This window comes from Planktotalea sp. (genome assembly GCF_965659345.1).
Taxonomy (GTDB): domain Bacteria; phylum Pseudomonadota; class Alphaproteobacteria; order Rhodobacterales; family Rhodobacteraceae; genus Planktotalea.
The window spans coordinates 31,725-54,277 of sequence record NZ_CBFHVK010000016.1 but is presented as its reverse complement, the minus strand read 5'-3'; the positions used below and the strand labels follow the sequence as shown (position 1 = coordinate 54,277).

The window sequence follows — 22,553 nt, the reverse complement described above, 5'->3', positions numbered from 1 at the left end:
CTGCGAAGCTTGTCGTTTCTTTCAGTTAATGAGCGGTAAAGTGAAATATCATTTAATATCAAAGCGTTGTATTGTTTTTTAAAGAACTTTAGGGTGCTTGTCGATCATCAAAGTTGCGAAAAGTATCTTAAGACAGCAATTCAATCTCTATCGCGCGATGGCATCTGTTTGCGGCAAAGGCTCTAACCTTGAGAGCAAGCGGGACTAGTGCCAATCCCCCAGGTTCACTAACTTCACGTGTCGTGCCACCAGACTCACGGCGTCTCGCTTGCAAACCAAAAACTGTCAGGACGCAAACTTTTGCCCTAGAGCAACAAAAAAAGGACGCATCAAAATGAGCGACACAAGAGCAAATTCCTCAGAGATCATCACGGTGGCTGTCAGCCCATTCCATTCTGCCAGAGGTCCAATCGTTAAGTTTGGTCCTGGTCCGGACGAAGCGACAATTTCTGTTGGTGCGGCCTTTGTTCATGGCAAGTGCCTTTCCTTGTCAACAGGCGCAGCGGCCTGAATGAACGGACACCACGAGAGATAGCGGAAAAGCAAGTTTTCGCTATCTCGTGTTTTAAAGACTTTTCGGTGAAAGTAGTCACCGCGCTAGAAACATTGCACTTTGACCTGTTTCTAGATTGCGTCGAAAAAGATCACTTCGACCGAAATGATATCATTCAAAACCTTAAGTTCGTCCACATTGGCCAACATCCACTCTGATGGTGCGGCCAGTTGTGAATCGCTTCGCAGGCGAAAAACGAAGGCCCTGAAACCGTAAACGATCGACTTGCTTGTTGTCATTTCACGGCGTGGTGCAAGCGGATCGAAGAACATCCCCTTGAGCTTGCGAGGGTAGTTTGCAAAGTCAAAAAGCGCCGAATTGTAGATAAAGGATTTGCAGTACGTGATTGCGTTGTCATCTTCAATTTCTGCTAAGAAGAACAACATCGCTTCCGCAGCACTAGAGAGTTTTTCTGGCGAGCAATCCGAATAGTGCTTTTCGAGCTCAGTGGCCATTTGGTTAGCGTAAGCTTCTAGAGGCAAATTTCCTTCAACAAACCGTTGAGCGATTGCAGCACAAACAACGTTCAGTACCCAACGGGGCGCGTATGAGTCATTTTTCATTAGCCGCCTCCGGTGGACGCAAATCTTACTTCATAAATAATGTTTGTTTTGAAAGAGCCACCCTATCTTTTGAAGGATGTTCCTCTCTAAGGATACATTTGAGTGTCCAGGAAATTTTAAAAAAGGATTGGCTGGCGTCAGTTGTAGCGAGAATAAGCGGTTCTTGCTGTATTTTGCTTCTTTGATTTTGTTTCCATATCAAATCGCGAGATAGCAGTATTTAGGCGCTCTAAGAGCGCTCCTAGACGTTCTTTATGAGCTTTTGTTACATTGGGCCCTGCACTTGGCAGTGCCTTTGTTAGTTGCGCAATGACGACACCCTGACGTTCCGCTTCTTCATAGCGGACACGATCCAAACACTCTTCGAAGAATACGATCGCGGTATCGATCTGACTAAGAGTCTGATCGATCACAGCGCCGCTTACATTATTTGATCTGGTGCCAAGCATCGAGAATTTCACTTATTGCATGACGGGCTTGTTCCAAGTCACCGCTATTGTCGTGCCGCATCACTTTAAGAACCTGTTGGCGGGAGTATTCGTAGAGCTGAAATAGGCTGCTGGCGATGTCGCCTCCACGTTCGAAATCCAAGCTGCTTTGCAGCACATAGATCGACGTCAATGCGCGGGCAGAGTGCGTTTGGAAAACCTCGGCTTGATCATGCTTTTGGGCCATGAGCGAGAGGTTTTTAACGAGGTATTCGAGTGTTGCCTTAATTAGCTGGTGGCTGTTGTCAGTATCAAAGCTGGGCGTTTTTTGTTGACGCTTGTAGATATCTGCTGGACTTAACATCGACATGGCGTGACCTTCCGTTTCCCTGTGTCGAAAACAGTAACGACGAACTGTGTGGTAAGTTTAGCTGGCTGATTCGATAAACTTCAAATTGGGTAGGCTTGGTTGCCTGTGTAGCTAAACGTTTCACGCAAAAAATGAGCTATCGCAAAGGTGTCAATAATATCGATACCATCGGCAACAAGGTCGCTTTCACTTGCTGCTAGAAGCGACAATTTATGCGCAGCGAGGGTTGAAAACCCTGCGATGCCAAGGGCTCCGATCTGGAGATGTGTCAAGATAGTGCAGGGCTGAAGTTGCGCGATATCACTGCAATATTGTTCCGTCGCAAGGTTTGACCATGTCCCCGGAAGAGTCATAACAGGTTGAACACGTGCCTGGGGGAAATCACGCTTAAGTTGTTCATATGATTTAATAATTTCTGAATCGTCTTTGTGGCAGCAATCAATGATGACTTGTTGGCCAGCTTCAATATGATCGGGTTCGACTGTGTCGATAAAGTCGGTATCCAAGAGCTGAGAAAACTGGGACAGTTTGGCATCACTGACAAAGCACTTTGGCCCGATTGCATGTAGCGACGGTTTGATGCCAGCATCGCGATTGCGTGCAAACGCGAGTTTCGCAACGGTTGTTGTCTTGCCTGAACCGCTTGGGCCGAAAACGAAAAGAATGTCGCTATCCAGTGGCGTTGGTTTTTCTTTAGAAACGCTGAGCTGTGCGGCTAGCTCTTGGCAGGCGAATGTCAAACAGCTTTCAAGATCTACGAGATCCGCATGATTTGAGCAGCGATGAACCAGATGGCTTGAAAAGCCGTTCTGGCGAAGGATTTGAGACACGTCTGGCGAGGATGGTGCGCTATGCTTAACGACCGGCTCGATCTCAATATCTACGTTGCGCGCCGGCTCGGGCATAGGGTCAGGCGTAATTTCAGACACGGTCTTTGAAATGTCTTCTTGCGTGGGCTCTATCGCCGGATCCTGTTGTGGGATGTGGCTTGATAAGGGCGAAGCTTCAGAAAGTGTGTCAGCTGTTTCAGCACGGAAGGTTTCAAAGAATTTTTGTGCAGATTCCGTCAACAAAGGATCGGTATCGCTGTCCTCAAAGGCAGCTTTGTCCATGAGTGGATATAATGAAGCAGGTGTTTCAGGCGTCGGATCTTCGTCGTTAGGTGCAGTAATTTCATCTGAACGAGGTGCTTCGTTGATATCGGGTTTTTGAGCTGAAAAGATCTCGTTTATCTTTGTACTCTTGCCAAACAGTGCTTCGTCCTGCTCGTCCAATGGCAGAGGCTGTTTTTGGATTTTCTTTTCGGGAGCAGGGGAGGGGTCAACGAACGGGTCGCCGCCAAAGAAATAATCCAATGAAGGGCGCGCTGGCATCGAAGGCTCAGCGCTTGGCTCTTGTCGTCGCGTTTCTGCACTGCGCAAGGCGTCGCTGAGGCTGACAGTACGTGCGCGCACGCCTTTGGAGAAGGGAGCTGGGGTGACTTTGGGCAGGGACACGAGGGATTCTTTGATTGCACGGACCTCGGTGACATCGCCTTTGCGCTTAACGGATAATATCATCGCATCTTCACCGAGCTCACGGATTGCCTTTTCCATGGCACTGTCTGAATCAGCGGCTCTGAAAATCTGTTCTGTCATGTTCTTCTAGTCCTTACGTCGCTTTGCTAGAAAACGGGGCAATTATTGCAATGGGGTGTCGTCTTCGCCCGAAACGCTCGCGACAATGTCGACTTGGCGACCGTCTGGGAGTTCGGTGAAAGAAAGCACTGGGAAATCTGCGATGTGTTGGCGCAAGAACGTAGACAGTTTCCGGCGTACCAAGGGTGATACGACGAGAAACGCCTTTTTGCCTGCTTCGATTTGTTCTTCGTTTATTTTGACCAAGGATTGGACAAGGCGTTCGGCCAAGGCACCGTCTAGCAACAATTGATCACCTTCTGATTGTTTCGCGGAATTGATCAACAAATGCTCGAACGAGCTTTCTAGCGTTACGACGGGCAGGGGGTCGTTCAAAGGTGTGCTTTGCTGAATAAGCAGGCCCACGAGGCTTGGGCGCAGTGCTTCTGCGGTCTCAGGAACGCTGAGATTACGTGCTGCCATTTCTGAGAGGAGTTCCAAGATCAAACGCAAATCGCTGATTGGAATGCGTTCGCGCAAAACATGACGCAGGATGGCCGTGAGGCTGTGCAATGGAAGCAATTTCGGGATCACGGATTGAACCAACTGCGGTGCGACGCCAGTGAGATTGTCCAAAAGTTCCTGTACATCGTCTTGGCCGATGAGTTCAGAAGCGTGTTTATAAAGGACCTGACTTAGGTGTGTGGCCAGTACGGTTTCAGGTTCAATGACCACGTAGTTATTTGCTTCGGCTTCAAGTTCACGTTCCGGTTTGATCCATGTGGCTTCGATCCCGAAGGAGGGGTCTTTGACATCGATACCGGCGACTTTGATGCGTGAGTTTGCACCTGGGATTGCGAGCTTGTGGTCGGGATAAATCTTGTTTTCGGCAACAACAGTTTGCCCGATCTTGATTTGATACTCATTGGCCGGAAGCACGAGGTCATCGCGCACGCGCACGCCCGGTAAAACAAAGCCAAGCGCTTGCGAAACTTCTTTGCGCACAGAGGTAATGCGACGTGCAAGCGGACCGCCATCATCGGCATCCACCATTGTAAGGAGCGGGTAGCTGAGCAGCATTGTAACCGCAGATAGGTCGGCCACGTCATCAACTGTGAGCGTGTCTGGATCGCTGGTTTCTTCTGCCTCTTTTGTTTCTAGTACTTCGTCTGTTTCTTCGCGAAGTTCTGCCTGTCGGAACATATAGCCTGCTGCGGCTGACATAGCGGCCATGCCAGCAAAGAGCGTTGTTGGCATACCGGGGACCAGACCGATTAGGCCGAGGACCCCTGCGACGGGGAACCATGCACGCGACATGCTGATTTCGCCCTTGATGTGCTGAGCCATGTCTTGAGACGAGGAAACGCGCGTTACAATGATCGCGGTCGCAATGGAGAGCAGCAATGAGGGAATTTGGGCGACAAGACCATCGCCAATGGAGAGCAAGACATAAAGCTGTGCCGCGTCCCCGACAGAGAGATCATGTTGAAGAGTTCCGATTGCAAGGCCACCGATCACGTTGATCGCCAAGATCAGAATTCCTGCGACTGCGTCGCCTTTTACAAACTTTGACGCACCGTCCATGGCACCGTGAAAATCGGCCTCGCGGCCTACGTCTTCACGACGAATTGTCGCTTCTTCGGCGGTTAGGACACCTGCGTTGAGGTCAGAGTCGATCGCCATTTGTTTGCCGGGCATCGCATCAAGCGTGAAACGAGCAGACACTTCGGAAACACGTCCAGCACCTTTGGTAATTACAACGAGGTTAATGATGACGATAATGGCAAAGACGAAGATACCGACAACGAAATTGCCAGCGATGACAAATGCGCCAAAAGCCTCGATCACTTTTCCGGCAGCTTCGGTTCCTTCGTGGCCAGAGCTTAGAACGATACGGGTTGATGCCACGTTGAGCGCCAAGCGCAGGACTGTCGCGACCAAGAGCAGACTTGGAAAGGATGAAAAGTCCAAAGGCCGGAATGTGTGGAGGGCGACCATCAAGATCAGCAAAGAAATCAGAATGTTGATTGTAAAGAACAGGTCGAGCAAGAAAGCGGGCAGGGGTAGGACCATCATCGCAACAAGCATCAAGATGCCAAACGGCAGTGCTAGTCCTGTTACTGTTTCGCCGAGCCCCGCATTGCGCGGCATGGTGTCTGACATGCTCATTTATTAGTGTCCTTTGACGACGTCTTGTTGCGCAAAACTCAGTGCGCGTCGTGTAAAGAAGGCAAGAGTCATGCCAGTTTGAGTTTTTTCCGCGATTGATGGCATTTCTTTTGGGCTGGCACGGAACATGCATGGGGTGATCTGAATTTAACTTAGCGTGGTCCAAGGAGATCAAGGTGTTCAGATCCAGACGTTTTAATGCAGGCGCGGCAGCCGCCATTTTCGGTGCTTTTACACTTTTGAGTGCGTGCAACACTGTAGATTTGGCTCAAGGGCCGATCCAAGGCACCAATGCACCAGCGGTGCGGGATGCTATGGCCGTTGAAAAAGCACTGAACGACACAGATGCGATGGTTCAGACCAAAATTGTGCCAAGTATTCGCGGCACAGGTTACGCAACGATTTCTGCGCAGCCTGCAAAGAACGTGAATCAAAAAAGGTTGATGGCCATTCGCGTTGCGCGACTGGATGCGATGCGAGATTTGACAGAGCAAGTTCATGGGATGCGTTTGGATTCACGCACCACTGTAATTGACGCAGTTCTTCAGAACGACACAACGCGTACGGCTGTTACTGGGACAATCAGAGGCGCGCGCACGCTGCGTATCAATCCTGTAGGACGTGACACCTACGAAGTGGTTATGGAGCTCGATCGTGACATGATCGCCCGTATCATGAAGGCGGCTCGCTAAATCATGGGCGTGCGGGGCTTTTTCAATGTTGGACGTTTGTTCAAGTTAGCATTGCTGATCGCAATACTATTTGGTGTGCCGAATATTGGCGTAGCTGAGATGGTACGTGTCACCGGGCGCGCAGCTTTGCAGTCTGGTAATGAAGCAATCGCACGCCGCACTGCATTGGAAGACGCCCTTTATCAGGCTTCGTTAGCTGGAGGCGCTGAACTTGACGGGTTTACTGTCGCTGATCACGGTGTGCTGACTGGGGATACGATCCTTTTGCGTCCCTCTAGCAAAATTCTTGATTTTCAGATCCTTCGTGAAACCCGAATGCAAAGTTATTTCGAAGTTACGATCGACGCTTATGTTGGTGATCAGCCTCAACTTGGCTGTTCTGCGCGTCCTGATGTGGTTTTGACAGCGGTTCGGCCGCAGATTTATGCCAGTGCGAAAACGCCACTTTGGATGCAGGACGCGTTGGCGCGGGCGCATAGCCAAACGTTGGGCGTTTTGAGCAAAGCGGCAAAGGTGAAGATCGTTGAAAGCGATATTGATTTGGCACGCGGCAATGCTCGGCAAAGCACAGCTGTACAAGCCGGTTTTGATTATCAATCTTTGCTGCTTGGGGGTGCGAGCAAGGCGCAAGCGCCTGCTAAGAAGCTATCCGCAAATGCGCGTGCGCTTCATTTAAAGTGGGTTGCTGAGGGTGCTTCGATGCGAAGCGGAAAAGTGCTTGTGAGCGTCGAGGCCAAAGTTGTTGATCCAGCGGCACCATCACGTGGGCGAAATATAAGGTTGCGCCATACATTGAAGTTGTCGCCCGGAACGCCTTGGCGGGCGTTGAATGTTGTGGCCCGCAAGGACCAAGAGAGTGCTGCGCTTGAGTTGTCCAAAACGATGGGCGCCGGGCTTGTTCCGATCTTGGAAGAACTGGCGTGTGCGCCACTCGTTGCTCGCTTGAGCGGGATTGGGAAGAAACAATATCGGGTGCAGCTTGGTGCGCGGGACGGCTTAACTCGTCAAAGTCTCGCGTTTGCAGAAGGCCAGGGCCAAGCTTGGACGGTTTTTCGTGTCGTCGAGCTTTCGCAAAGTAGTGCGATTGTTGCACCGATGAATGCGTCGCGGGCGGGTGTAAAACTGTCTGGAGCGAACGTTCGCTTTAACGCGGGGCGTCCTTAAATGTTTGCGCGCGCGGTCTTCTCAGGCGTCATTTTTTTGACTGCAACGGTGGCCAAGGCAGAGGAGCCTTATGTCGTTTTACAATATAATTCGGATTTGATGTTCACGGCCTATCATGACGAGGCCGGACAAAGAACGCATGACATTGCATATGGTGAAACGATCTATGGGATCGTCATGCACTACTATGGTGCGCATTCTGAAATAGAACGACTGATAGATCAAACGGTGCAGATCAACCCCGATGTATTTTTGAATGGTGATGCCAACAAAATGTCAGCAGGACGTATTCTGACGTTACCGGCGGATGTAGACACAGGTTTGGAGAGCGCTGATGTCATTTTCCAGTTCTAAGCCCTGTAAGACCTTTGTTTTAGGAATAGCTGCTTACTTCTTGATCATGGTGGGCAGTAGTTCTGCGCAGCTACGGATCGTTGATGGTGCTCAAGTGCGTGACGCAATTGTTGCTAGGCTCGCGGCCGCGGGAGAGCAGGCGGCGCCGAAGCTTTTACCCCAAAAGCAGTTTTATCCCTGTGATGTGCCGCTTGAAGTTAAGCCATCCTTTGGAAGTTGGCGCAGTGTAGATGTGATTTGTACGTCGCCTGCGAAATGGAAAATTTCTGTACGGGCGCAGGTGAAGGGCCATGAAGTGAACATGCCTGTCAAAGTGAGCTTGCCCAAGTCGCAGGCTGTTTATCTCAAACAGCCTATGCGCAAAGGGGATCGGTTGAAGCCCGATGATGTTGAGCTGCGACCAATTGAGCGCCTGTCTTCTGAGAGCGTGTATGACAGCTTGGACCAAGTTGTCGGTAGAATGCTTGGCCAGTCGCTGACGCCAAGCATTGCAGTCATGCCGCGCCACTTGATGCGTGAGCTGAGTGTGCAAGAAGATGACATCTTATCAATGCATATCATTCGGGGTGGGATCGAAATAATCTCTTCTGGTGTCGCGCTGGAACCGGGCCAGTTGGGCGATACGATCCGCGTTGAAAACCTAAGCAGCGAGACCGTTTTAGTCGGCCGGATCAGCGGTGAAAAAAAAGTTGAAATAATTGCTAAAGGTAGCAGATGAGCTGCCGTTACATAGTGCGATAGGAGAACGCATATGGTTGATTCAACACAAAATCTGACCGGAACGGTCGCGTCTATTAAGATGCCTGAGGTTTCGGCAACGCCAAAAGTAAACGTTTCGCCAGACAATTCTGCGCAGACAGCAAGTCTTGGCCTTGGGGCACCTGTGAACCCAATGTCACCTTCTGCGAAGCCTTCGGTTCAAGTGGATTCCTTTGCGGCGGGTGTCATGGCGTCGATTCAAGAGCAGCCAGCGCCGATCGACATTGAAGCTGTCGCGCGTATCCGCGAAGCGGTGAGCACGAACAACTATCCGCTAAATCACGAGAAGATTGCTGATGGTCTTGCGGAAGCGTTCGAGTCCCTTAAATGATGAATGCCGAAGACGTCACCAGAGTGTTTCAGGACCTCGAAGATGCTTTGCATAAGATTGAAGACGCTCGAGATGATGTTGAGCAATATACAAAGCGTTCAGAAGTTTTAGTGGAGCTCATGCAGGTCGCGCGCGACCAGATTGATGCGGGCGACCCGCGTCTTGCAACACTTGGAAACAAGCTGTCAAAAGAATTTATATACGCGTCTAAAAGCGCTGAATTGCGTTCGCCATTTTTAGAAAAATCTAAAGAGCGAACGTATAATTCAAAGTATTGACGCCGGCCTATTTATTAATCTCTTTGTATAAGGAAACTTCAAAATGTTTTTCGGATTTGAACCTTTGGAAATTGCACTGACATTCCTAGCTTTATCCGCACTGGTTTTTTCATTTATTCAAACCCGTTTGCGTAAAGTGGATGCGAAAGTGCTTGAAGAAATGCGGGTGCAAGACGAAGTGGCGCACGATCATATCGAGCAGCCCGCTGTTGAAGAGGTTGTCGCGACCTCAAGCCAAGCTGCAATCGAAGAAATGCTGAGTGCAATCGCTGCGGGCGCAAATGTTTTGGAAGAGGCCACCAAGAACGGTTTCAGCGAAGACGAAGCCCGCGTTGCTATGGCGAGCTACGATATCTAACCTTTTGAAGACGAAAATAGCGTTGCCATATCCTGCTCTTCGAACAGGGTTCGGGCGTTTTCTTGTGCGGTTTCTATCGTCTCGGAATCAAGTTCGTTAAACACCGTGTCGCGTAGAAGGTTGGCGTTTGGAATACCAAGCGCGCTGCCGATGAGCGCCCAGAGATACGCAGCTTCTAGGTTTGGTTCTGGAATGATTGTTTGATTAAAAACAATGTATTGCAGGATTGTGCGACGGTTTCCCTTGGCGAGTTGCTCTTTTAGCATTGTATCAACGTTGGCGATGCAAGCTTCATAGCTTTTTTGCGTTACTAGCCCGCTAAGTTCGTCACTCAGTGCTTTGGCTTGTGACACGCCACCAAGCTGAGCGAGCAGTGCCCATTCGAGCGCCTTAGCGAAATGTTGCGGACGCCCTTGTCCTTTTTTAAGCAAAACAGCCAAGTTGAACTGAGCGTCAGGGTTTTCATCTTGGGCCAGGGTTTCGAAAAGATCGTAGGCGTATGTGAAGTTCTCGGCCTTGACCGCCTTGACCGCCGCGTCGAACGGATCTGGCTTGACTGTGTTCTGTGCCATTAGGTGTGAGGGCAACACTGTAAGGATGCTGCACATTGCTGTCGTTGCCAAAGTTCTTTTTAAGTGTGCAGTGCGCGTGCGCTTGCGTGAAAATGACATAACACCATACCTTTTTAAGCTCACCCCATTAATAGAGTGGATTGCACGACCTCACAATTCCAATTTTTTCAAAAGTTTTTTGTCTAAATACTAAAGTCCGCGTTTGAGTGCCGTTACCCTATGCGGACCAAGTGGCAGTCACAAACGCCCAGCGGTCTGAGAGATGAATTGGAACTGTCCTCATTTCTCGGAACATTAATTCAGGAGAAGTGTAATGGCACTTTCAATTGCAAGTAATGCAAGCGCGCTTATGGCGGCCTCGGCTGCCTCTAGCGCAAACCGCGACATGGACGTTTCTATGGAGCGTTTGGCGACTGGTAAGCGTGTTAACTCTGCATCTGACGATGCGGCTGGCGTTTCCACGATTTCACGTATGAACAGCCAGGTTCGCGGTTTGAACCAAGCGATCGAAAATGCGGGCCAGGGCCAGTCAATGGCTGCAACAGCTGAAGGCGCAATGGTTGAAGTTGAATCCATGCTTCAGCGTATGCGTGAACTGTCTGTACAATCGGTCAACGACACGTTGAACTCCAATGACCGCTCTAACTTGAACGATGAAGTTGAGCAGTTGAAAGAAGAAATCGACCGCGTTGTAAGTGCAACGGCCTTTAACGGTACGGCTTTGCTTGACGGTTCCGGCGATTTTGATCTTCAGTTGGGTGCAAACAGCGGCCAAACAATGAACTTCAAAGTTGGCAACCTAAGCACGACAGCGCTTGGTACATCTTTGTCTGGCGCAGCAAGCACAGCATCCACATCTAACGCTGCATCTGGTGAAGCAGCGGTTGAGACGGTTGCTCAGATGGCGTTCAACGGTAACGACTCATATGACTTTGATCTTGAAGTTGGCGATGGCGCTGGCGGCACAACAACGCTTAGTATTGCGGGTGCGGATGTTGCAGGCGGTTCTGCTTCTGACGTTGCAGACAAGATCAACACAGCAATCGGCGCGGCTGTAACAGCTGGCACAATGTCTGCTGGTTCTGTTGAAGCGAAAGCAAACGGCAACGTTATCAGCATCACGAACAAGCTTGGTGACTCAGTTTCTGTGTCAGGCTTTGCTTCCGACGGCAACGGCACAGCGTCCTACACATCTGTGTCCGGATCTGGTTCTAGCCTTCTTCTCAATGATGCTGGTGCGACGACATCACTTAGCAACACTGGCGGTGGCGGTGTCACAAACGCATCCGGTACGCTGACACTTGAAGCTGGTAAAGACTACAACTTCACAGTCAACGGCAACAACATCAGCGTTTCCAACCTTGGTACAGATACGACTGAAGATCAGTTGCTTGCTGAATTGAAGCTTGCGATTGGTGAAGGCTCTGCCGGTTCTGCGGTATCTGGTCAAGTCTTCACGCTAGAAGACACGTCCGGTAAGAACATCGAGATCACGAACTTCGACGCAGCGTCTTCTGAAGAAGGCTCCGCTGGTTCGATGTCTATGACAATCCGCACAGACTCAGCGGTTGCAACACCAAGCAACACGTTTGCTCAAGGTGGATCTGACACAAGTGATATTGGCGCGGGCGCTATTGTTCAGCTTCAGTTCTCTGAATCTGAGGGTGACTACAGCTTCGATCTAGGTGGCGAGAGCTTCACAGTTGCAACTGCTTCTGCCGGTGATTCCCTGCAAGAAGCGATTGGCGTGACACGTGACGCGATCAATGCGAACACAACAATCAACGGTGACATCACAGCGCGTGTTGTTGACGGCAAGCTTGAGATTGAAAACAAGTCTTTGTCAGCTGTTACGCTTGATAACTTTGGCGCAACAGGTAAAGCGGCTGAAGTTGCGGGTACTGCAACATTGGGTTCCACGAACCTTGTGACAGCGCAGAACGCATCTACAAACAACGGTGTTGAAGCGACGCCTTCCGAGACAACAATGCGTTTCTCCGAAGACGACACATACTCCTTCAAAGTTGGCGGTTCTCAGGTTACGGCGCAGGTCGCGGACGGCAACTTGGATAACATGGTTGCGGCGGTTAACTCCCAGTCCAACATCACTGGTATCGAAGCGTCCTTGTCCAACGGTGACTTGCTGCTGACAAACGCTTCCGGCGGTGCGATCAACATTACCGACTTCAGCTCTGAAGGCACAGGTAGTGCTACTGCGGCGACTGCGGCAGGGCAGGGTGGTTCTGCGACGTTGACAGATACCAACGCTGTGACAGGTGCATCTACTGCAGCTGCGGGTGTTGCGACTGCGACAACGATGGAACTGTCCATGGACGCTACCGACGATGTGAGCTTCCAGATCTCTGACGGTCGTACAAACTCTGTTGTTCGTTTGACGAGCTTTGACACAACAGACAACTCTGCAATGCTTGCAGAAGTTCAGTCTGCTTTGTCCCAGTCCGGTTCCAACATTACTGCATCTGTGACATCTGGCACATCTGCGATCACTTTGACCAACTCGCTTGGTGGAGAGATCGAACTGTCCAACTATAGCTCTGACGGCACTGGCGTAATGACGACGTCACCAGGGTCTGAGCAGGGTGTTGGCAAGATGCTTGATGACACAGGTACTGGAGCATCGCAGAGCGCGGTTGCTGCTATCGATATCTCGACATCTTCGGGCGCAACATCTGCTCTTGATGCTCTGGACCGTGCGATTGAGACAGTCGGCAAAGAACGTGCAAACTTGGGTGCGGTTATGAACCGCCTCGACTCAACGATCTCCAACTTGACCAATGTTTCTGTGAACACTGAAGCTGCAAAAGGCCGCATCGAAGATGCAGACTTTGCGTCTGAAAGCACGAACATGACGAAGTCCAAGATCCTGGCACAGGCGTCCACGTCTATGCTGGCACAGGCCAACGCATCCAAGCAGGGTGTATTGAGCTTGCTGCAAGGCTAAATCCTAACAGAAAACTAAATCGAGCGGGTCCGGCATGCCGGGCCCGTTTTTTGTTTGCCCCTATCGTGCGCACAAAATGTCACTGCACTTTCGATAGTTGAGCAGGGCTGCGGGGCGCACAAACTCTCTTTTGCGTATTTGATTTGCACTTAGCATACGTGGGACTCTTAGAGCTCACCTAGTTCTTGTTGCCTCAGGCATTCGCTGAATACAGGCAAGTATTGAAGGTCGTGTGGTCGCAGAACTACAGAAACTAGGACAGTGAACGTGAAAATAAAAAAAGCCAAAAAGGCGCTAAAACATATCAACCGGCTGTTTGAGGCAGTGAACGAGCTAGAGGAACGAAACACAGATTTAATGCGAGAGAAGCGTCTCTTCGAAGAACGCTATTTTGATGCCGAACATCGGGTGAGCATTCTGGAAACGCTTGTTGAAGAAGTTCTGCTGGACCTTCGGGAATGCGAAGCTGAGCTGAATGGAACTGACATACAAAGTGCAGCGTTCGAAACGGTGCAGGATAACCGGCCTATTCTAAGATTGGTTAACCCCGTCGCACTTGCGAGCTAGCCAAATTTTGAACAATGAAAACGAGCGTTGCTGTTAGTCGCGCTCGTTCATCTTTTGGCCCATTCTAAAGCGCTGCCCGGTTTACCCAGTGGACGTAACGCCCGCGTTCTTTACGTGCTTTCCAAGGGTTGATTTCAGCTCAGCCAGAGTTGTCGGCTTGGTTAAATAAGCATCCATACCTGCCGCTACACATCGTTCGCCTTCGCCGCGCACGGCGTTTGCGGTGATTGCTATTATCGGGATGCTGTTTAGGCCGTCTTTAGCCTCATCTTCTCGGATCTTTCTGGTCAATTCAAACCCGTCGACGATTGGCATTTGACAGTCGGTCAAAATGAGATCGAACTCACCAAGTTTCCATGCTTCATAAGCCTTTGCGCCATCTTCTACGATGATTGGAGCATATCCTAGTTGCGCCAACTGGCTTTCCAAAACAACGCGGTTAATGCCGTTATCTTCAGCTGCAAGAATCCGTGGAGCATCACTGTCTTTCTTGTCTGAAAGCAACGCGGTTTCATTTGATTGTCCGATGTCCGGCGCGGGGGCTTTTATGTTGAAAGCGCGTTCGAGCGCGTTAATCAAAGCGCTGTTCAAAATGGGGGCAGATGGAAGGACAATATGTTCTTGCTGAGAGTGGTTGGCCAATTGGTGGTGAGCAGAAGACAGAAAGATCACGTTTGTATTGTCAGAGAAATTCCAAGTGTTAGATCCGTCGGTTGCCGTGTCGTTCTGCCAATTTTCGAAGGCGTAAGGTACGATGTAAACGACGTTATCGTTCTGGATTTGGGCGGCTGTGATCAAGTCTTCTTGAGTCTCGAAAGTCATGAAATGACCACCGGAGCGTTCTATGAGCTTTTGAAAATAGTGCATACCGCCATCTGAATTTTGCAGGTAAGCGATCGTCTTATCAGCTAGGTTTGGGAGCCTTATTTGGCCTTCTTGATCAAGTATGGGTAGGTGAACAGTGAAGGTAGACCCTTGTCCGCGCTGGCTTTCCACTCCAATTGAACCGTTAAGTTTTTCGACAAGTTGTGAAACGATCGCAAGGCCAAGCCCGGACCCGCCAAACTCATGACGTCGGACCTCTGCTGATTGCTCAAACGGGTCGAATAAACTGGATAGGAAATCCTCACTGATGCCTATCCCATCATCCGAGACTTCCACCTTCAAATTACCTTGGTCGTTATACCCAACAGTTAGAAGAACCTGACCTTTTGGATCCTCTGGTGGCCTTTTTGAGAACTTGATGGCGTTAGATAGCAGATTCAACGTGATCTGGCGCAAGCGACCAGGATCGCAACTCAAATATTCGGGCAAGTCAGGATCATAATTTATCGACAAGGTCACATGATGAGCTTCAGCAAAGTGCCTGAGCGTGTCCGCTGATTTTTCGAAAACGCTTAAGAGCTCAGTTTTTTGAAGCTTTAATTCTAGTTTGCCAGCTTCGATCCGGGACATATCGAGAATGTCCTCGATAATGGACAATAGCGCCGTCGACGAGTCGCGGATCGTTTCGACAATGCGGCTTTGTTCCGTCGTGAGTTTGCTGCTCTCGAGAATTTCTACCATTCCCACGACGCCATTCATTGGGGTTCTAATTTCATGGCTCATAGCGGCTAGGAAGTCTGTTTTCGCTCTACTAGCAAGACGTGCCTGAGTGTTGGAGGCTTCCATCTTAACTTGATTGGTATGGGCCAAAATTCCGAATGCAGCCATCTCAACGGCGATCAGAATGAACACCATTACCAGCATTCCATTTGCCACATATTTTTCTGCGATCGCTTCTCCGACCCAGGGTGTTCCAAAGAAATCATTCCCTAGCAGAAGTACGGCAACCAACGAAATGGCGGTGGCACTTGTTACAATTATGAGCTGAAGGTTTTCGCGCCCCACGGCGAACGTCAAGAATGGCCCACCGAGCAGAATAAGGTACATAAGTTCTGGGTTAGCGGCTTCATGAATTGTAAAACTTGCCAAAGTCACTGCAACGATACCGCCAGCGCTCCAAACTGATCGTCCTAGTAAGGGCATTCCGTAAGCTGTAACAATAGTTGCAAAGATTGTACCGAGCAAAGCTGGTGCTGTCAAAAGAGCGATTAGCGGTTCACCCAGATAGTATGCGAGAGCCATCCAGCCGATACAGCAAACGACGATACCCCAAGATGTAATAAAAATTACTTTGGTATGGATGGAGTGGTGGTCTTCATTCGTAGGGGCGTCTTCTTTTAACAACATCGGCATTGCTTCCAATACAATTGTTTCAAGGAGCCTCACTCTTTGCAGTGTTTTGGGCGCGGTAGCCTGAGGCTGCTTGACCGAAGCTTAATGTAATGCGGTTTCCGTTGTTATCTTTATTCGCGTTGATAAATCGTGGAATGTTGCAGAGTTGAGGGCATGTGAATAACGACTGTTATCTTTAGAGGAGTCGAGGTGATTTTACATACTCGCGTAGAATAGACGTTAGGACCGCTTTGCCGAGTGGCTTTACATAGACAACATTCATGCCCGCTTTCAGCATAACGTCTTTTTCATGTTGATCATCAGACGCTGTAAGGCCAACGATTGGAACTGTGCTTTTGGGTGTTGTTGCGGCGCGGATGCGTTTCGCTGCCTCTGGACCGCTTGCGTTGGGCATATAGTTGTCCATCAAGATGAGGTCGAAATCACCACTTTCAATCTTTTGCACCGCGTCATTACCGTCGATGGCCTCCTCGGTCGTGCAGCCAAGCACTTTCAGCGATGATGAAATGACCATGCGGTTCACTTGATTGTCATCTACGACGAGAATGTGTGGAGGCCCTTGTTTTGATATTGTGTCTGAGGGGCTTTGTGGCGCTATCGTGCTCGGCTCGTCTATTTGTTCTGCTGGCACGAAAGGTATTTCAATCCAGAACAAGCTGCCTGACTTAGTGTCGCTTTCAGCGCCGATCGTTCCTGCCATGCTTTCGATGATGCGTTTAGAAATCGAAAGCCCCAATCCGGTGCCCTCAACCGCAGGTGTGTTGGTATCTTCAACGCGACCGAACTCTTGGAAAAGCTTATATTGCTTCTCTTTATCGATGCCTCGGCCAGTATCTTTCACCCCAATTCGTATGACATCGCCTTGGGGCGTTTTGCGGAATTCTGCGTTGACGGTTACCGAGCCAATCTGAGTGAATTTGATGGCGTTGCTAATGAGATTGTCGATCACTTGGCGCAAGCGCTTGGGGTCCGTTTGGATATGGTTTGGAACGTTTTTGCCGATTTGCAAATTCAGGGTGATATCTTTCTTAGCGGCTAAAGGTTCCCAAGCATCAACAACGGCTTTCAACAGCTCTGTCATTGCGGTGTTTTCTGGTTTGATTGTGAAGTTCCAACCATCAGTGCGCGACACTTCGATGATATCTGAGAGCAAAAACAGCATTTGCTGCCCACTGGCGAGCGCGACTTCACGAAGTCGGTCATGATCTTTTTGTGTTTTGTCGTCTGACAAAAGCTCTAGGCTAGAGATGATCGCGCTCATTGGTGTTCTGATGTCATGGCTGATCATCGCTAAAAATCGCGATTTTTGCTGATCTGAATGAACGGCTTGTTTGCGTGCTTCTTCTAAAGATGAGCCAAGTGTGCGTAGCCGCGTAACTTGCTCGCTTAGTTGTTTTCTTTGGTCACGAAGCTTTGCTTCAGTTTCAAAGTGAGGGGTGGCATCTGTATAGGTGGCGATCAGCCCGCCCGAGGTTCTATCGCTGATCCGAATTTCAATAGCTTTGCCATCGGCAAGCACATCAAGATAATCACCTGCCCCAAGTGCGCCCAAGCGGTGATTGAAAGATAGGGCAGGCGCGCGCTCTGGACTGTCTTCAGAGGCTGCAAACAAATCGCAAAAAATTTGCAGATCCATCCCTTTTTGAAGCGCTTTAGGGTTCAGTCCATAGAGCTTTAAGAATTCGTCATTCCAAGCGACAAGTTGCGAAAACTCGTCTACCACAACCACGCCCTGATTGATGCTGTCCAAGATCATGGATTGAAAACGGTTGGTGCGTTGAAGTTCGTTTGCGGCGCGGTACAATTGGTTGGATTGAGCCTGAAGATCGCGGACTGTGGTATCAGAAGCTGTACGTTTGTCTGGGTCTTGTGGGTCTTCTGGATTTTTCTTCTTTGGCATTTTTCAAATCACTTATTGAGGTATTCAAGACTAGGGCTGGTGTCACTTTGGCAGCGTAAATGCTGTGGTGATAGTGCCTAACTTTGGTTGAGCAAAAAGGCGCCCCTGAAACAGGGTTATGCCTTCATCCAAAAACCAAAAGTAATCTTCTTCTGCTTCAATACCCTCGGCAATAATATCTATGCCTAGATCGTTACATGTTCTTGAAATGCCGCGCACAATTGCTTGGCGAGGGCCGTGATGGGCGATGTCGCGCACCAAGCGTTTGTCGAGCTTGACCACCTCCGGTTGAAAATCGGCCAAAAGATTAAGTCCAGCGTAGCCGGCACCAAAATCATCAATCGCAAGCTTCAAGCCATCTTGTCGCAAATCATCCAGACGCCTGGTGAATGTTGCTGAGTCAATGATGATCTCGTTCTCTGTAATTTGCAAAACCAAGTGGTTTGGGGAGACACCAAACTGATGAGCTGCCTCAAGTGTTGTTTTCAGAGCATCTGCTGATCTTTCAAGGGCGCTGGGAAGTACACTCACATTGAGCTGACTGGTGAGACCTGCCAATCCCGCCATACGGATTGCTTCGAACCGGAAGGCGGCATCGGCTTGGGCGTGCACCGCCGGGTCAAGTAAGAGGAAAAGCGACTGCGCAGACGCGCTTTTTGGTCCTCTTACTATGGCCTCTTGCGAGTAAATTGTGCCAGCTGCTGCATCGATGATGGGCTGAAAGGCAATTGAAAAGTCTGGTACGGACTGGTTCGGTGTCATTTTGCTGGCAAGCGCACATCTTGTGGAAATTCGTCAATCTTGGGCGTGCCAAACAATCCGCCTTGGAAAAGATCGATCCCTTCGGCGACGAGCCAGTCAAGCTCTCGCTCGTTTTCGACGTGCTTCGCGATGATATCAATTCCTAGGTCATCGCTTGTTTGAACAAGCCCGCGGATAATCGCTTGTTTGGTCCCATTCGTGTCTACGTCGCGCACCAACTGAGGATTCAAGGCGATCGAGTTGGGTTGGCTCATTTCCAATCTGTTCAAATCTGAGCGGCCAGCACCAAAGTCATCAAGGCAAATTTTGAGCCCGTTTTCTTTGCAATCCTGAACGATCTTGATGATCGAATCCAAGTCACCGCTTAGGTAGTCTTGGTTGAGTTCAAGTGTGATACTGCGGTTTGCTAAGTTCTGTGCTTTCGCTTCGTCGATGATGGATTGCATTTTGCTGACTGCATCTTCAGGGCTTACAGGGCGTACATTGATGTTAATCCCAAAGTTCATACCCGGCTTTGCGGACATGAGCATCGCATGTTTGCGTGCGACTTCTTCAATTTGTCCCAGCGCTTCTGCACCTTTATCTGCAACGGTCATTTCCCTTTGCATGCGATTGTCCCATGTCAGTGCTTCGTAAGAAACGACTGCGTTCTGTGCGAACGAAATGATGGGCTGGAATGCAACAGCCATGTCATCTGTATCGATTTTGGCTGGATGAGCGTCCGTGGTAAGTGGTGCGGCAGGTTTAGTTCTTGGTGTTTTGCTCCTCCAGCGCCCGTCTATAAACGCCTTAAGCAATTTTTGGGCGCGGCCGGGCACTAAGGTATGCAACGCGTCAGGATTGGTTAGAAAATCGTTCCAACCCGTGTTCTGTTCAAGCTCATCTAGCTTTACGTCAGCGAAGCCCATGCTCCAATCTGAAAAAGCGCGTTGCGCGATCGATTCCCGAACGATCGTGACGATGTTTCCGTGGCGAGGATCGTCCGCGATTTTGTTGAAGAGTTCATCGATATCTTCTTCGCGGCCCTCGATCACCTGAAGAAAGCTGCCCTCGATGTGTAGAAGCATTCCGCTGATGTTGAGGCTAGAGTTCTTTGTGCGGGACGTCCCCAGAAGTGTCAAATGATCTTCATAGCTAAATGGGGCTTTTGCAGCGCTGCTGTAAATGATGTGGATGAGACGCGACATTTCATTCCTTTTGCGCGCACAGACTTAGCGAAACGCCAAAAAATTATACGTTTTTGCTAACGCTTTTAGGACTGCGCTACAAGGGGATTTGAGCGACTTTACACTCTATGGTGTAGTGAGGGACGCTTAGGTTGAGGAGAAAACTATCAAACCTAGCGTCGATGGATCTTTTCCGGACCTGGCGCGGTTTGATACCTCCCTTTTCGGGTGGCGTTTGAGGTCACTCATAAGATTTATGTGGTCCAGTTTTTGATTTAGAAGATCGTTAATATCAATCTGGCCCGACATTAACCTTATTAAACGATCTTCCTTTTCTTCAGGCGAAGGCCATCGAAGTTCTTCGGGTCTTTGAGTTCGCGATAGGTCATTGGAAACGTTTATCAGTTTCACCAGACCGAAGTAAGGTTTCACCGGACAATAGATCGGTTTTGCACGTTCATAACTGAGGCTTGGATGGGAGAGAAGTGCGTTATTGCGATCAAGATGCATGATGAAACAAAGGGTGCTATTGATTGCTGACGTGGTGGATTGCTCTTGGTTCAACCGGCGTCGCAATGCGGGCCTGCTGCACTGCCCGCAATCCAAAGATAAACGCCAAATCTTTTAAGGGAATTTTGAACTTTTTTCTTTACGCGGCAGCATCAAGGGGCGACGTCCCCGCTGCTGACTGATTGAGATTGGGTACCGAAGCCGTCTCTTGCGCTCAGATCGCAAAGCGCAGGTGGCTGGCAAAGGACGCCTCAACGTCAAACTTAGACACGAGAAGAGCGTATTGAAATGAAAGTCCCAAGTGACTCATCAGTTCCAAGATCAGAGCGCTTGTGCGCTTGGTCAACCATTGGGGCCGCAGTCGTGCCAAACCAAAAAAGCGTGCCTTGCGTCCGGACACTGTGCCGCCCTTTCGCTGAGGAGGCTTTGACATGCCAGTAACAATTCCTGTCGGAGGCGGCACATTCACCGCCGTAGAAGGCGAAACCTATATCCTGTCACCGAACACAACCGGCGACATCATCTTTAACGGTGATGCGGCGTTCAATGTTGTGATCGACACGGACCAAACCGGCGGCTCAGACAACCAGTTTGATCTCAACTTACTGTCGGGCACTGATCCGACGGTCACCTATGCGGCCGGTGTTGACGCCTCTTCCCACCAGATCAACGCCAGCGGCGACAGCCTAACGATAAACGTGGGCGCAGGCGCAACGGTCGCCGATTTTGATGCGAAATCCGTTTCGGGCCCGTCTGGGTTTGTGCTGGACTTGGGCGACAACGTCACCGTCAATGGCGATGTTGAGGGCCCGCTTGGGGTTGGGGCTGGGTCGGATTACACGATCGGGTCGGGTGTCGCGATCATCGGGGCCCTTCGTACGGCGGGCCGAGAAGATGCGTCAATCACAGCCGGCGATGATCTGACCGTCAATGGTGCCCTTGGCACATTGAGCGCCTTTGCGGAGACGTCAACGCAAACGGTGACCCTTGGCAACAACGCCACCGTCACCGGTGGGGTAAACTTCTTAGGTGCTGAGTCTGTGACCTTTGAAGCAGGCGATGACTTTTCGGTCTCCAAAAGCGGAACGTTCGCTGGAAGCGGCGGCGACGATCAAGTCATTTTCGGCGATAGATGGTTCGTGGACGGAAACGTCAACGCCGGAGCGGGGAATGACCAGTTGTACCTCGGAATTCAGGGCAACACGACCGACTCGACAACCATCAGTGGCGGTGGTGGCAATGACGGGATCACAGTTACCCCGGCCAATAGTTTGTTTAGATCAGACGCCAATTCCGCAGGCTGGCGACTCAATCCGGATGGCACGGTATCCAGCCAGCCGTTTTCGAGCAACCTTTTTAGTGCCGGTAATACCAATCACAATTACACGTCGTTTGAGGCCGATGGCCCAACTGCGCCGATCTGCTTTACCGCAGGCACAAAGATCGAGGTCGCACATGGCGAAACCGTCAATGTCGAAGATCTGGCGCAGGGCGACATGGTCATGACGGCCGATCACGGGCTGCAGCCTGTTCGGTGGATTGGCACCAAGACGATTGCTGCGGCGCATCTGGCCGCGCAAGGCAACTTGCGCCCGATCCGCATTTCGGCGGGTGCTTTGGGGGACGATCTGCCGGAAAGGGATTTGCTGGTTTCACCGCAACACCGGATGCTGGTTCGTTCCTGGATCGCACAGCGCATGTTTGATGAAAACGAAGTTCTCGTCGCGGCCAAACATCTGTTGGCACTAGATGGCATTGATGTTGCGGATGACGTGCACGAGGTGACCTATGTGCACTTCCTGTGCGACACCCACGAGGTAGTCTTTGCCAACGGCGCTCTCTCAGAAAGCAGGCGTTGAAATCCGTACCAACCGAGGCTGTGGCAGAGATCATGACAATTTTCCCTGAGCTGGCGGAGATCCACGATCGGCCTGTGCCAGCCCGCCGGATTGTGAATGGCCGCCGGGGACGCAAGTTGGCGATGCGTCACATGAAAAACCACCGTCCGCTGTTGGCCGGACGCGCCGAAATCGCAATACCGCATTTGTAAGGGCTGGGTGCCGCGTCGACGACTCTTTGGTTTTTGTTCTTCATTCATAGGCAGGACCTATGTCTTGTTTTGTGCTTTTACCGCGCCGATGACAAAGGGCGCGACCAGTGAAACAGGCTTGCACGAACTCTGGCAAGGCAATCTTTGGCAAAAAGGCGTGGACGCGATGAAAGAAGCGGCTATGGCATAGA

The 22,553-nt window shown here is 50.3% G+C and carries 23 protein-coding genes; 13 read left to right on the top strand and 10 right to left on the bottom strand.

The window, feature by feature from the left end:
• Positions 1–334 precede the first annotated feature (334 nt).
• The gene (locus tag ACTG3Z_RS13520; protein WP_375264529.1) at positions 335–511 is read left to right on the top strand and encodes a hypothetical protein; all 177 of its coding nucleotides are present in this window, start codon (positions 335–337) and stop codon (positions 509–511) included.
• Positions 512–624: 113 nt separating this feature from the next.
• Here ACTG3Z_RS13520 and ACTG3Z_RS13515 read toward each other — a convergent pair whose 3' ends face one another.
• The 5 genes from ACTG3Z_RS13515 to flhA all read right to left on the bottom strand — a co-directional run bounded on the left by ACTG3Z_RS13515 (position 625) and on the right by flhA (position 5,693).
• On the bottom strand, positions 625–1,116 hold the full coding sequence (locus ACTG3Z_RS13515; protein ID WP_439143589.1) for a hypothetical protein: 492 nt from the start codon (positions 1,114–1,116) through the stop codon (positions 625–627).
• A 137-nt stretch (positions 1,117–1,253) separates the two neighbouring features.
• A complete protein-coding gene (locus ACTG3Z_RS13510; RefSeq protein ID WP_439143588.1) occupies positions 1,254–1,565 on the bottom strand; it encodes a hypothetical protein in 312 nt (103 codons plus the stop codon).
• The gene (gene fliS / locus ACTG3Z_RS13505; protein ID WP_439143587.1) at positions 1,543–1,914 is read right to left on the bottom strand and encodes a flagellar export chaperone FliS; all 372 of its coding nucleotides are present in this window, start codon (positions 1,912–1,914) and stop codon (positions 1,543–1,545) included. The genes ACTG3Z_RS13510 and fliS overlap by 23 nt, the downstream gene beginning before the upstream one ends.
• 80 nt (positions 1,915–1,994) lie before the next feature.
• Positions 1,995–3,551, bottom strand: coding sequence for a hypothetical protein (locus ACTG3Z_RS13500; RefSeq protein WP_439143586.1), 1,557 nt, complete (start codon positions 3,549–3,551; stop codon positions 1,995–1,997).
• Between the two features lie 42 nt (positions 3,552–3,593).
• Positions 3,594–5,693: a flagellar biosynthesis protein FlhA gene (flhA, locus tag ACTG3Z_RS13495; protein WP_439143609.1), complete on the bottom strand. Its 2,100-nt coding sequence runs from the start codon at positions 5,691–5,693 to the stop codon at positions 3,594–3,596.
• A 182-nt stretch (positions 5,694–5,875) separates the two neighbouring features.
• On the opposite strand from flhA, the gene ACTG3Z_RS13490 reads away from it, so the two are divergent.
• The 7 genes from ACTG3Z_RS13490 to ACTG3Z_RS13460 are packed head-to-tail and all read left to right on the top strand — an operon-like array spanning position 5,876 to position 9,635.
• Positions 5,876–6,391, top strand: a complete 516-nt coding sequence (locus ACTG3Z_RS13490; RefSeq protein WP_439143585.1) for an LPP20 family lipoprotein — start codon at positions 5,876–5,878, stop codon at positions 6,389–6,391.
• A 3-nt stretch (positions 6,392–6,394) separates the two neighbouring features.
• Complete coding sequence (locus ACTG3Z_RS13485; protein WP_439143584.1) at positions 6,395–7,555, top strand: flagellar assembly protein T N-terminal domain-containing protein; 1,161 nt, start codon at positions 6,395–6,397, stop codon at positions 7,553–7,555.
• Positions 7,556–7,909 carry a type IV pilus assembly protein FimV gene (locus ACTG3Z_RS13480; RefSeq protein WP_439143583.1) on the top strand — a complete coding sequence of 118 codons (354 nt, stop codon included), beginning with the start codon at positions 7,556–7,558 and terminating at the stop codon, positions 7,907–7,909.
• On the top strand, positions 7,890–8,627 hold the full coding sequence (flgA, locus tag ACTG3Z_RS13475) for a flagellar basal body P-ring formation chaperone FlgA (RefSeq protein WP_439143582.1): 738 nt from the start codon (positions 7,890–7,892) through the stop codon (positions 8,625–8,627). The genes ACTG3Z_RS13480 and flgA overlap by 20 nt, the downstream gene beginning before the upstream one ends.
• A gap of 33 nt (positions 8,628–8,660) precedes the next feature.
• Positions 8,661–8,999 (top strand): flagellar biosynthesis anti-sigma factor FlgM, encoded by a 339-nt coding sequence (locus tag ACTG3Z_RS13470; protein ID WP_439143581.1) that lies wholly within the window; start codon positions 8,661–8,663, stop codon positions 8,997–8,999.
• Positions 8,996–9,277: a hypothetical protein gene (locus ACTG3Z_RS13465; RefSeq protein WP_439143580.1), complete on the top strand. Its 282-nt coding sequence runs from the start codon at positions 8,996–8,998 to the stop codon at positions 9,275–9,277. Before ACTG3Z_RS13470 ends, ACTG3Z_RS13465 begins: the two co-directional genes overlap by 4 nt.
• Positions 9,278–9,320: 43 nt before the next feature.
• On the top strand, positions 9,321–9,635 hold the full coding sequence (locus tag ACTG3Z_RS13460; protein WP_439143579.1) for a hypothetical protein: 315 nt from the start codon (positions 9,321–9,323) through the stop codon (positions 9,633–9,635).
• Here the strand turns inward: ACTG3Z_RS13460 and ACTG3Z_RS13455 are convergent.
• Complete coding sequence (locus ACTG3Z_RS13455) at positions 9,632–10,207, bottom strand: hypothetical protein (protein WP_439143578.1); 576 nt, start codon at positions 10,205–10,207, stop codon at positions 9,632–9,634. The genes ACTG3Z_RS13460 and ACTG3Z_RS13455 overlap by 4 nt on opposite strands.
• Before the next feature lie 313 nt (positions 10,208–10,520).
• Here ACTG3Z_RS13455 and ACTG3Z_RS13450 point away from each other — a divergent pair, with 313 nt between their 5' ends.
• Both ACTG3Z_RS13450 and ACTG3Z_RS13445 read left to right on the top strand, forming a co-directional pair.
• Positions 10,521–13,169 carry a flagellin N-terminal helical domain-containing protein gene (locus ACTG3Z_RS13450; protein WP_439143577.1) on the top strand — a complete coding sequence of 883 codons (2,649 nt, stop codon included), beginning with the start codon at positions 10,521–10,523 and terminating at the stop codon, positions 13,167–13,169.
• Between the two features lie 267 nt (positions 13,170–13,436).
• Positions 13,437–13,736: a hypothetical protein gene (locus ACTG3Z_RS13445; RefSeq protein WP_439143576.1), complete on the top strand. Its 300-nt coding sequence runs from the start codon at positions 13,437–13,439 to the stop codon at positions 13,734–13,736.
• A gap of 81 nt (positions 13,737–13,817) precedes the next feature.
• On the opposite strand, the gene ACTG3Z_RS13440 is transcribed toward ACTG3Z_RS13445, so the two are convergent.
• The 4 genes from ACTG3Z_RS13440 to ACTG3Z_RS13425 form a co-directional block, all read right to left on the bottom strand.
• Positions 13,818–15,968: an ATP-binding protein gene (locus tag ACTG3Z_RS13440; protein WP_439143575.1), complete on the bottom strand. Its 2,151-nt coding sequence runs from the start codon at positions 15,966–15,968 to the stop codon at positions 13,818–13,820.
• Between the two features lie 181 nt (positions 15,969–16,149).
• Positions 16,150–17,874 (bottom strand): ATP-binding protein, encoded by a 1,725-nt coding sequence (locus ACTG3Z_RS13435; protein WP_439143574.1) that lies wholly within the window; start codon positions 17,872–17,874, stop codon positions 16,150–16,152.
• 42 nt (positions 17,875–17,916) lie between these two features.
• Entirely contained in the window at positions 17,917–18,636 is a 720-nt protein-coding gene (locus ACTG3Z_RS13430) for an EAL domain-containing protein (RefSeq protein WP_439143573.1), read from the bottom strand.
• Positions 18,633–19,823 (bottom strand): diguanylate phosphodiesterase, encoded by a 1,191-nt coding sequence (locus ACTG3Z_RS13425; RefSeq protein ID WP_439143572.1) that lies wholly within the window; start codon positions 19,821–19,823, stop codon positions 18,633–18,635. The genes ACTG3Z_RS13430 and ACTG3Z_RS13425 overlap by 4 nt, the downstream gene beginning before the upstream one ends.
• Positions 19,824–20,743: 920 nt before the next feature.
• Between ACTG3Z_RS13425 and ACTG3Z_RS13420 the strand changes: the two genes are divergently transcribed.
• The 3 genes from ACTG3Z_RS13420 to ACTG3Z_RS13410 all read left to right on the top strand — a co-directional run bounded on the left by ACTG3Z_RS13420 (position 20,744) and on the right by ACTG3Z_RS13410 (position 22,552).
• Complete coding sequence (locus tag ACTG3Z_RS13420) at positions 20,744–22,171, top strand: Hint domain-containing protein (RefSeq protein WP_439143571.1); 1,428 nt, start codon at positions 20,744–20,746, stop codon at positions 22,169–22,171.
• Between the two features lie 32 nt (positions 22,172–22,203).
• The gene (locus tag ACTG3Z_RS13415) at positions 22,204–22,362 is read left to right on the top strand and encodes a hypothetical protein (RefSeq protein ID WP_439143570.1); all 159 of its coding nucleotides are present in this window, start codon (positions 22,204–22,206) and stop codon (positions 22,360–22,362) included.
• A gap of 64 nt (positions 22,363–22,426) precedes the next feature.
• The gene (locus ACTG3Z_RS13410) at positions 22,427–22,552 is read left to right on the top strand and encodes a hypothetical protein (protein WP_439143569.1); all 126 of its coding nucleotides are present in this window, start codon (positions 22,427–22,429) and stop codon (positions 22,550–22,552) included.
• The last annotated feature ends 1 nt before the right edge of the window (position 22,553 follow it).

Excerpts from the sequence above, each read along its gene's own strand:
- ACTG3Z_RS13440 (WP_439143575.1), bottom strand. The coding sequence starts at position 15,968 with ATGTTGTTAAAAGAAGACGCCCCTACGAATGAAGACCACCACTCCATC.
- ACTG3Z_RS13480 (WP_439143583.1), top strand. The coding sequence starts at position 7,556 with ATGTTTGCGCGCGCGGTCTTCTCAGGCGTCATTTTTTTGACTGCAACG.
- flgA (WP_439143582.1), top strand. The coding sequence starts at position 7,890 with ATGTCATTTTCCAGTTCTAAGCCCTGTAAGACCTTTGTTTTAGGAATA.
- ACTG3Z_RS13425 (WP_439143572.1), bottom strand. The coding sequence starts at position 19,823 with ATGTCGCGTCTCATCCACATCATTTACAGCAGCGCTGCAAAAGCCCCA.
- ACTG3Z_RS13455 (WP_439143578.1), bottom strand. The coding sequence starts at position 10,207 with ATGGCACAGAACACAGTCAAGCCAGATCCGTTCGACGCGGCGGTCAAG.
- fliS (WP_439143587.1), bottom strand. The coding sequence starts at position 1,914 with ATGTCGATGTTAAGTCCAGCAGATATCTACAAGCGTCAACAAAAAACG.
- ACTG3Z_RS13485 (WP_439143584.1), top strand. The coding sequence starts at position 6,395 with ATGGGCGTGCGGGGCTTTTTCAATGTTGGACGTTTGTTCAAGTTAGCA.
- ACTG3Z_RS13460 (WP_439143579.1), top strand. The coding sequence starts at position 9,321 with ATGTTTTTCGGATTTGAACCTTTGGAAATTGCACTGACATTCCTAGCT.
- ACTG3Z_RS13430 (WP_439143573.1), bottom strand. The coding sequence starts at position 18,636 with ATGACACCGAACCAGTCCGTACCAGACTTTTCAATTGCCTTTCAGCCC.
- flhA (WP_439143609.1), bottom strand. The coding sequence starts at position 5,693 with ATGTCAGACACCATGCCGCGCAATGCGGGGCTCGGCGAAACAGTAACA.
- ACTG3Z_RS13510 (WP_439143588.1), bottom strand. The coding sequence starts at position 1,565 with ATGCTTGGCACCAGATCAAATAATGTAAGCGGCGCTGTGATCGATCAG.
- ACTG3Z_RS13420 (WP_439143571.1), top strand. The coding sequence starts at position 20,744 with ATGCCAGTAACAATTCCTGTCGGAGGCGGCACATTCACCGCCGTAGAA.
- ACTG3Z_RS13465 (WP_439143580.1), top strand. The coding sequence starts at position 8,996 with ATGATGAATGCCGAAGACGTCACCAGAGTGTTTCAGGACCTCGAAGAT.
- ACTG3Z_RS13435 (WP_439143574.1), bottom strand. The coding sequence starts at position 17,874 with ATGCCAAAGAAGAAAAATCCAGAAGACCCACAAGACCCAGACAAACGT.
- ACTG3Z_RS13515 (WP_439143589.1), bottom strand. The coding sequence starts at position 1,116 with ATGAAAAATGACTCATACGCGCCCCGTTGGGTACTGAACGTTGTTTGT.
- ACTG3Z_RS13500 (WP_439143586.1), bottom strand. The coding sequence starts at position 3,551 with ATGACAGAACAGATTTTCAGAGCCGCTGATTCAGACAGTGCCATGGAA.
- ACTG3Z_RS13450 (WP_439143577.1), top strand. The coding sequence starts at position 10,521 with ATGGCACTTTCAATTGCAAGTAATGCAAGCGCGCTTATGGCGGCCTCG.
- ACTG3Z_RS13520 (WP_375264529.1), top strand. The coding sequence starts at position 335 with ATGAGCGACACAAGAGCAAATTCCTCAGAGATCATCACGGTGGCTGTC.
- ACTG3Z_RS13470 (WP_439143581.1), top strand. The coding sequence starts at position 8,661 with ATGGTTGATTCAACACAAAATCTGACCGGAACGGTCGCGTCTATTAAG.
- ACTG3Z_RS13415 (WP_439143570.1), top strand. The coding sequence starts at position 22,204 with ATGACAATTTTCCCTGAGCTGGCGGAGATCCACGATCGGCCTGTGCCA.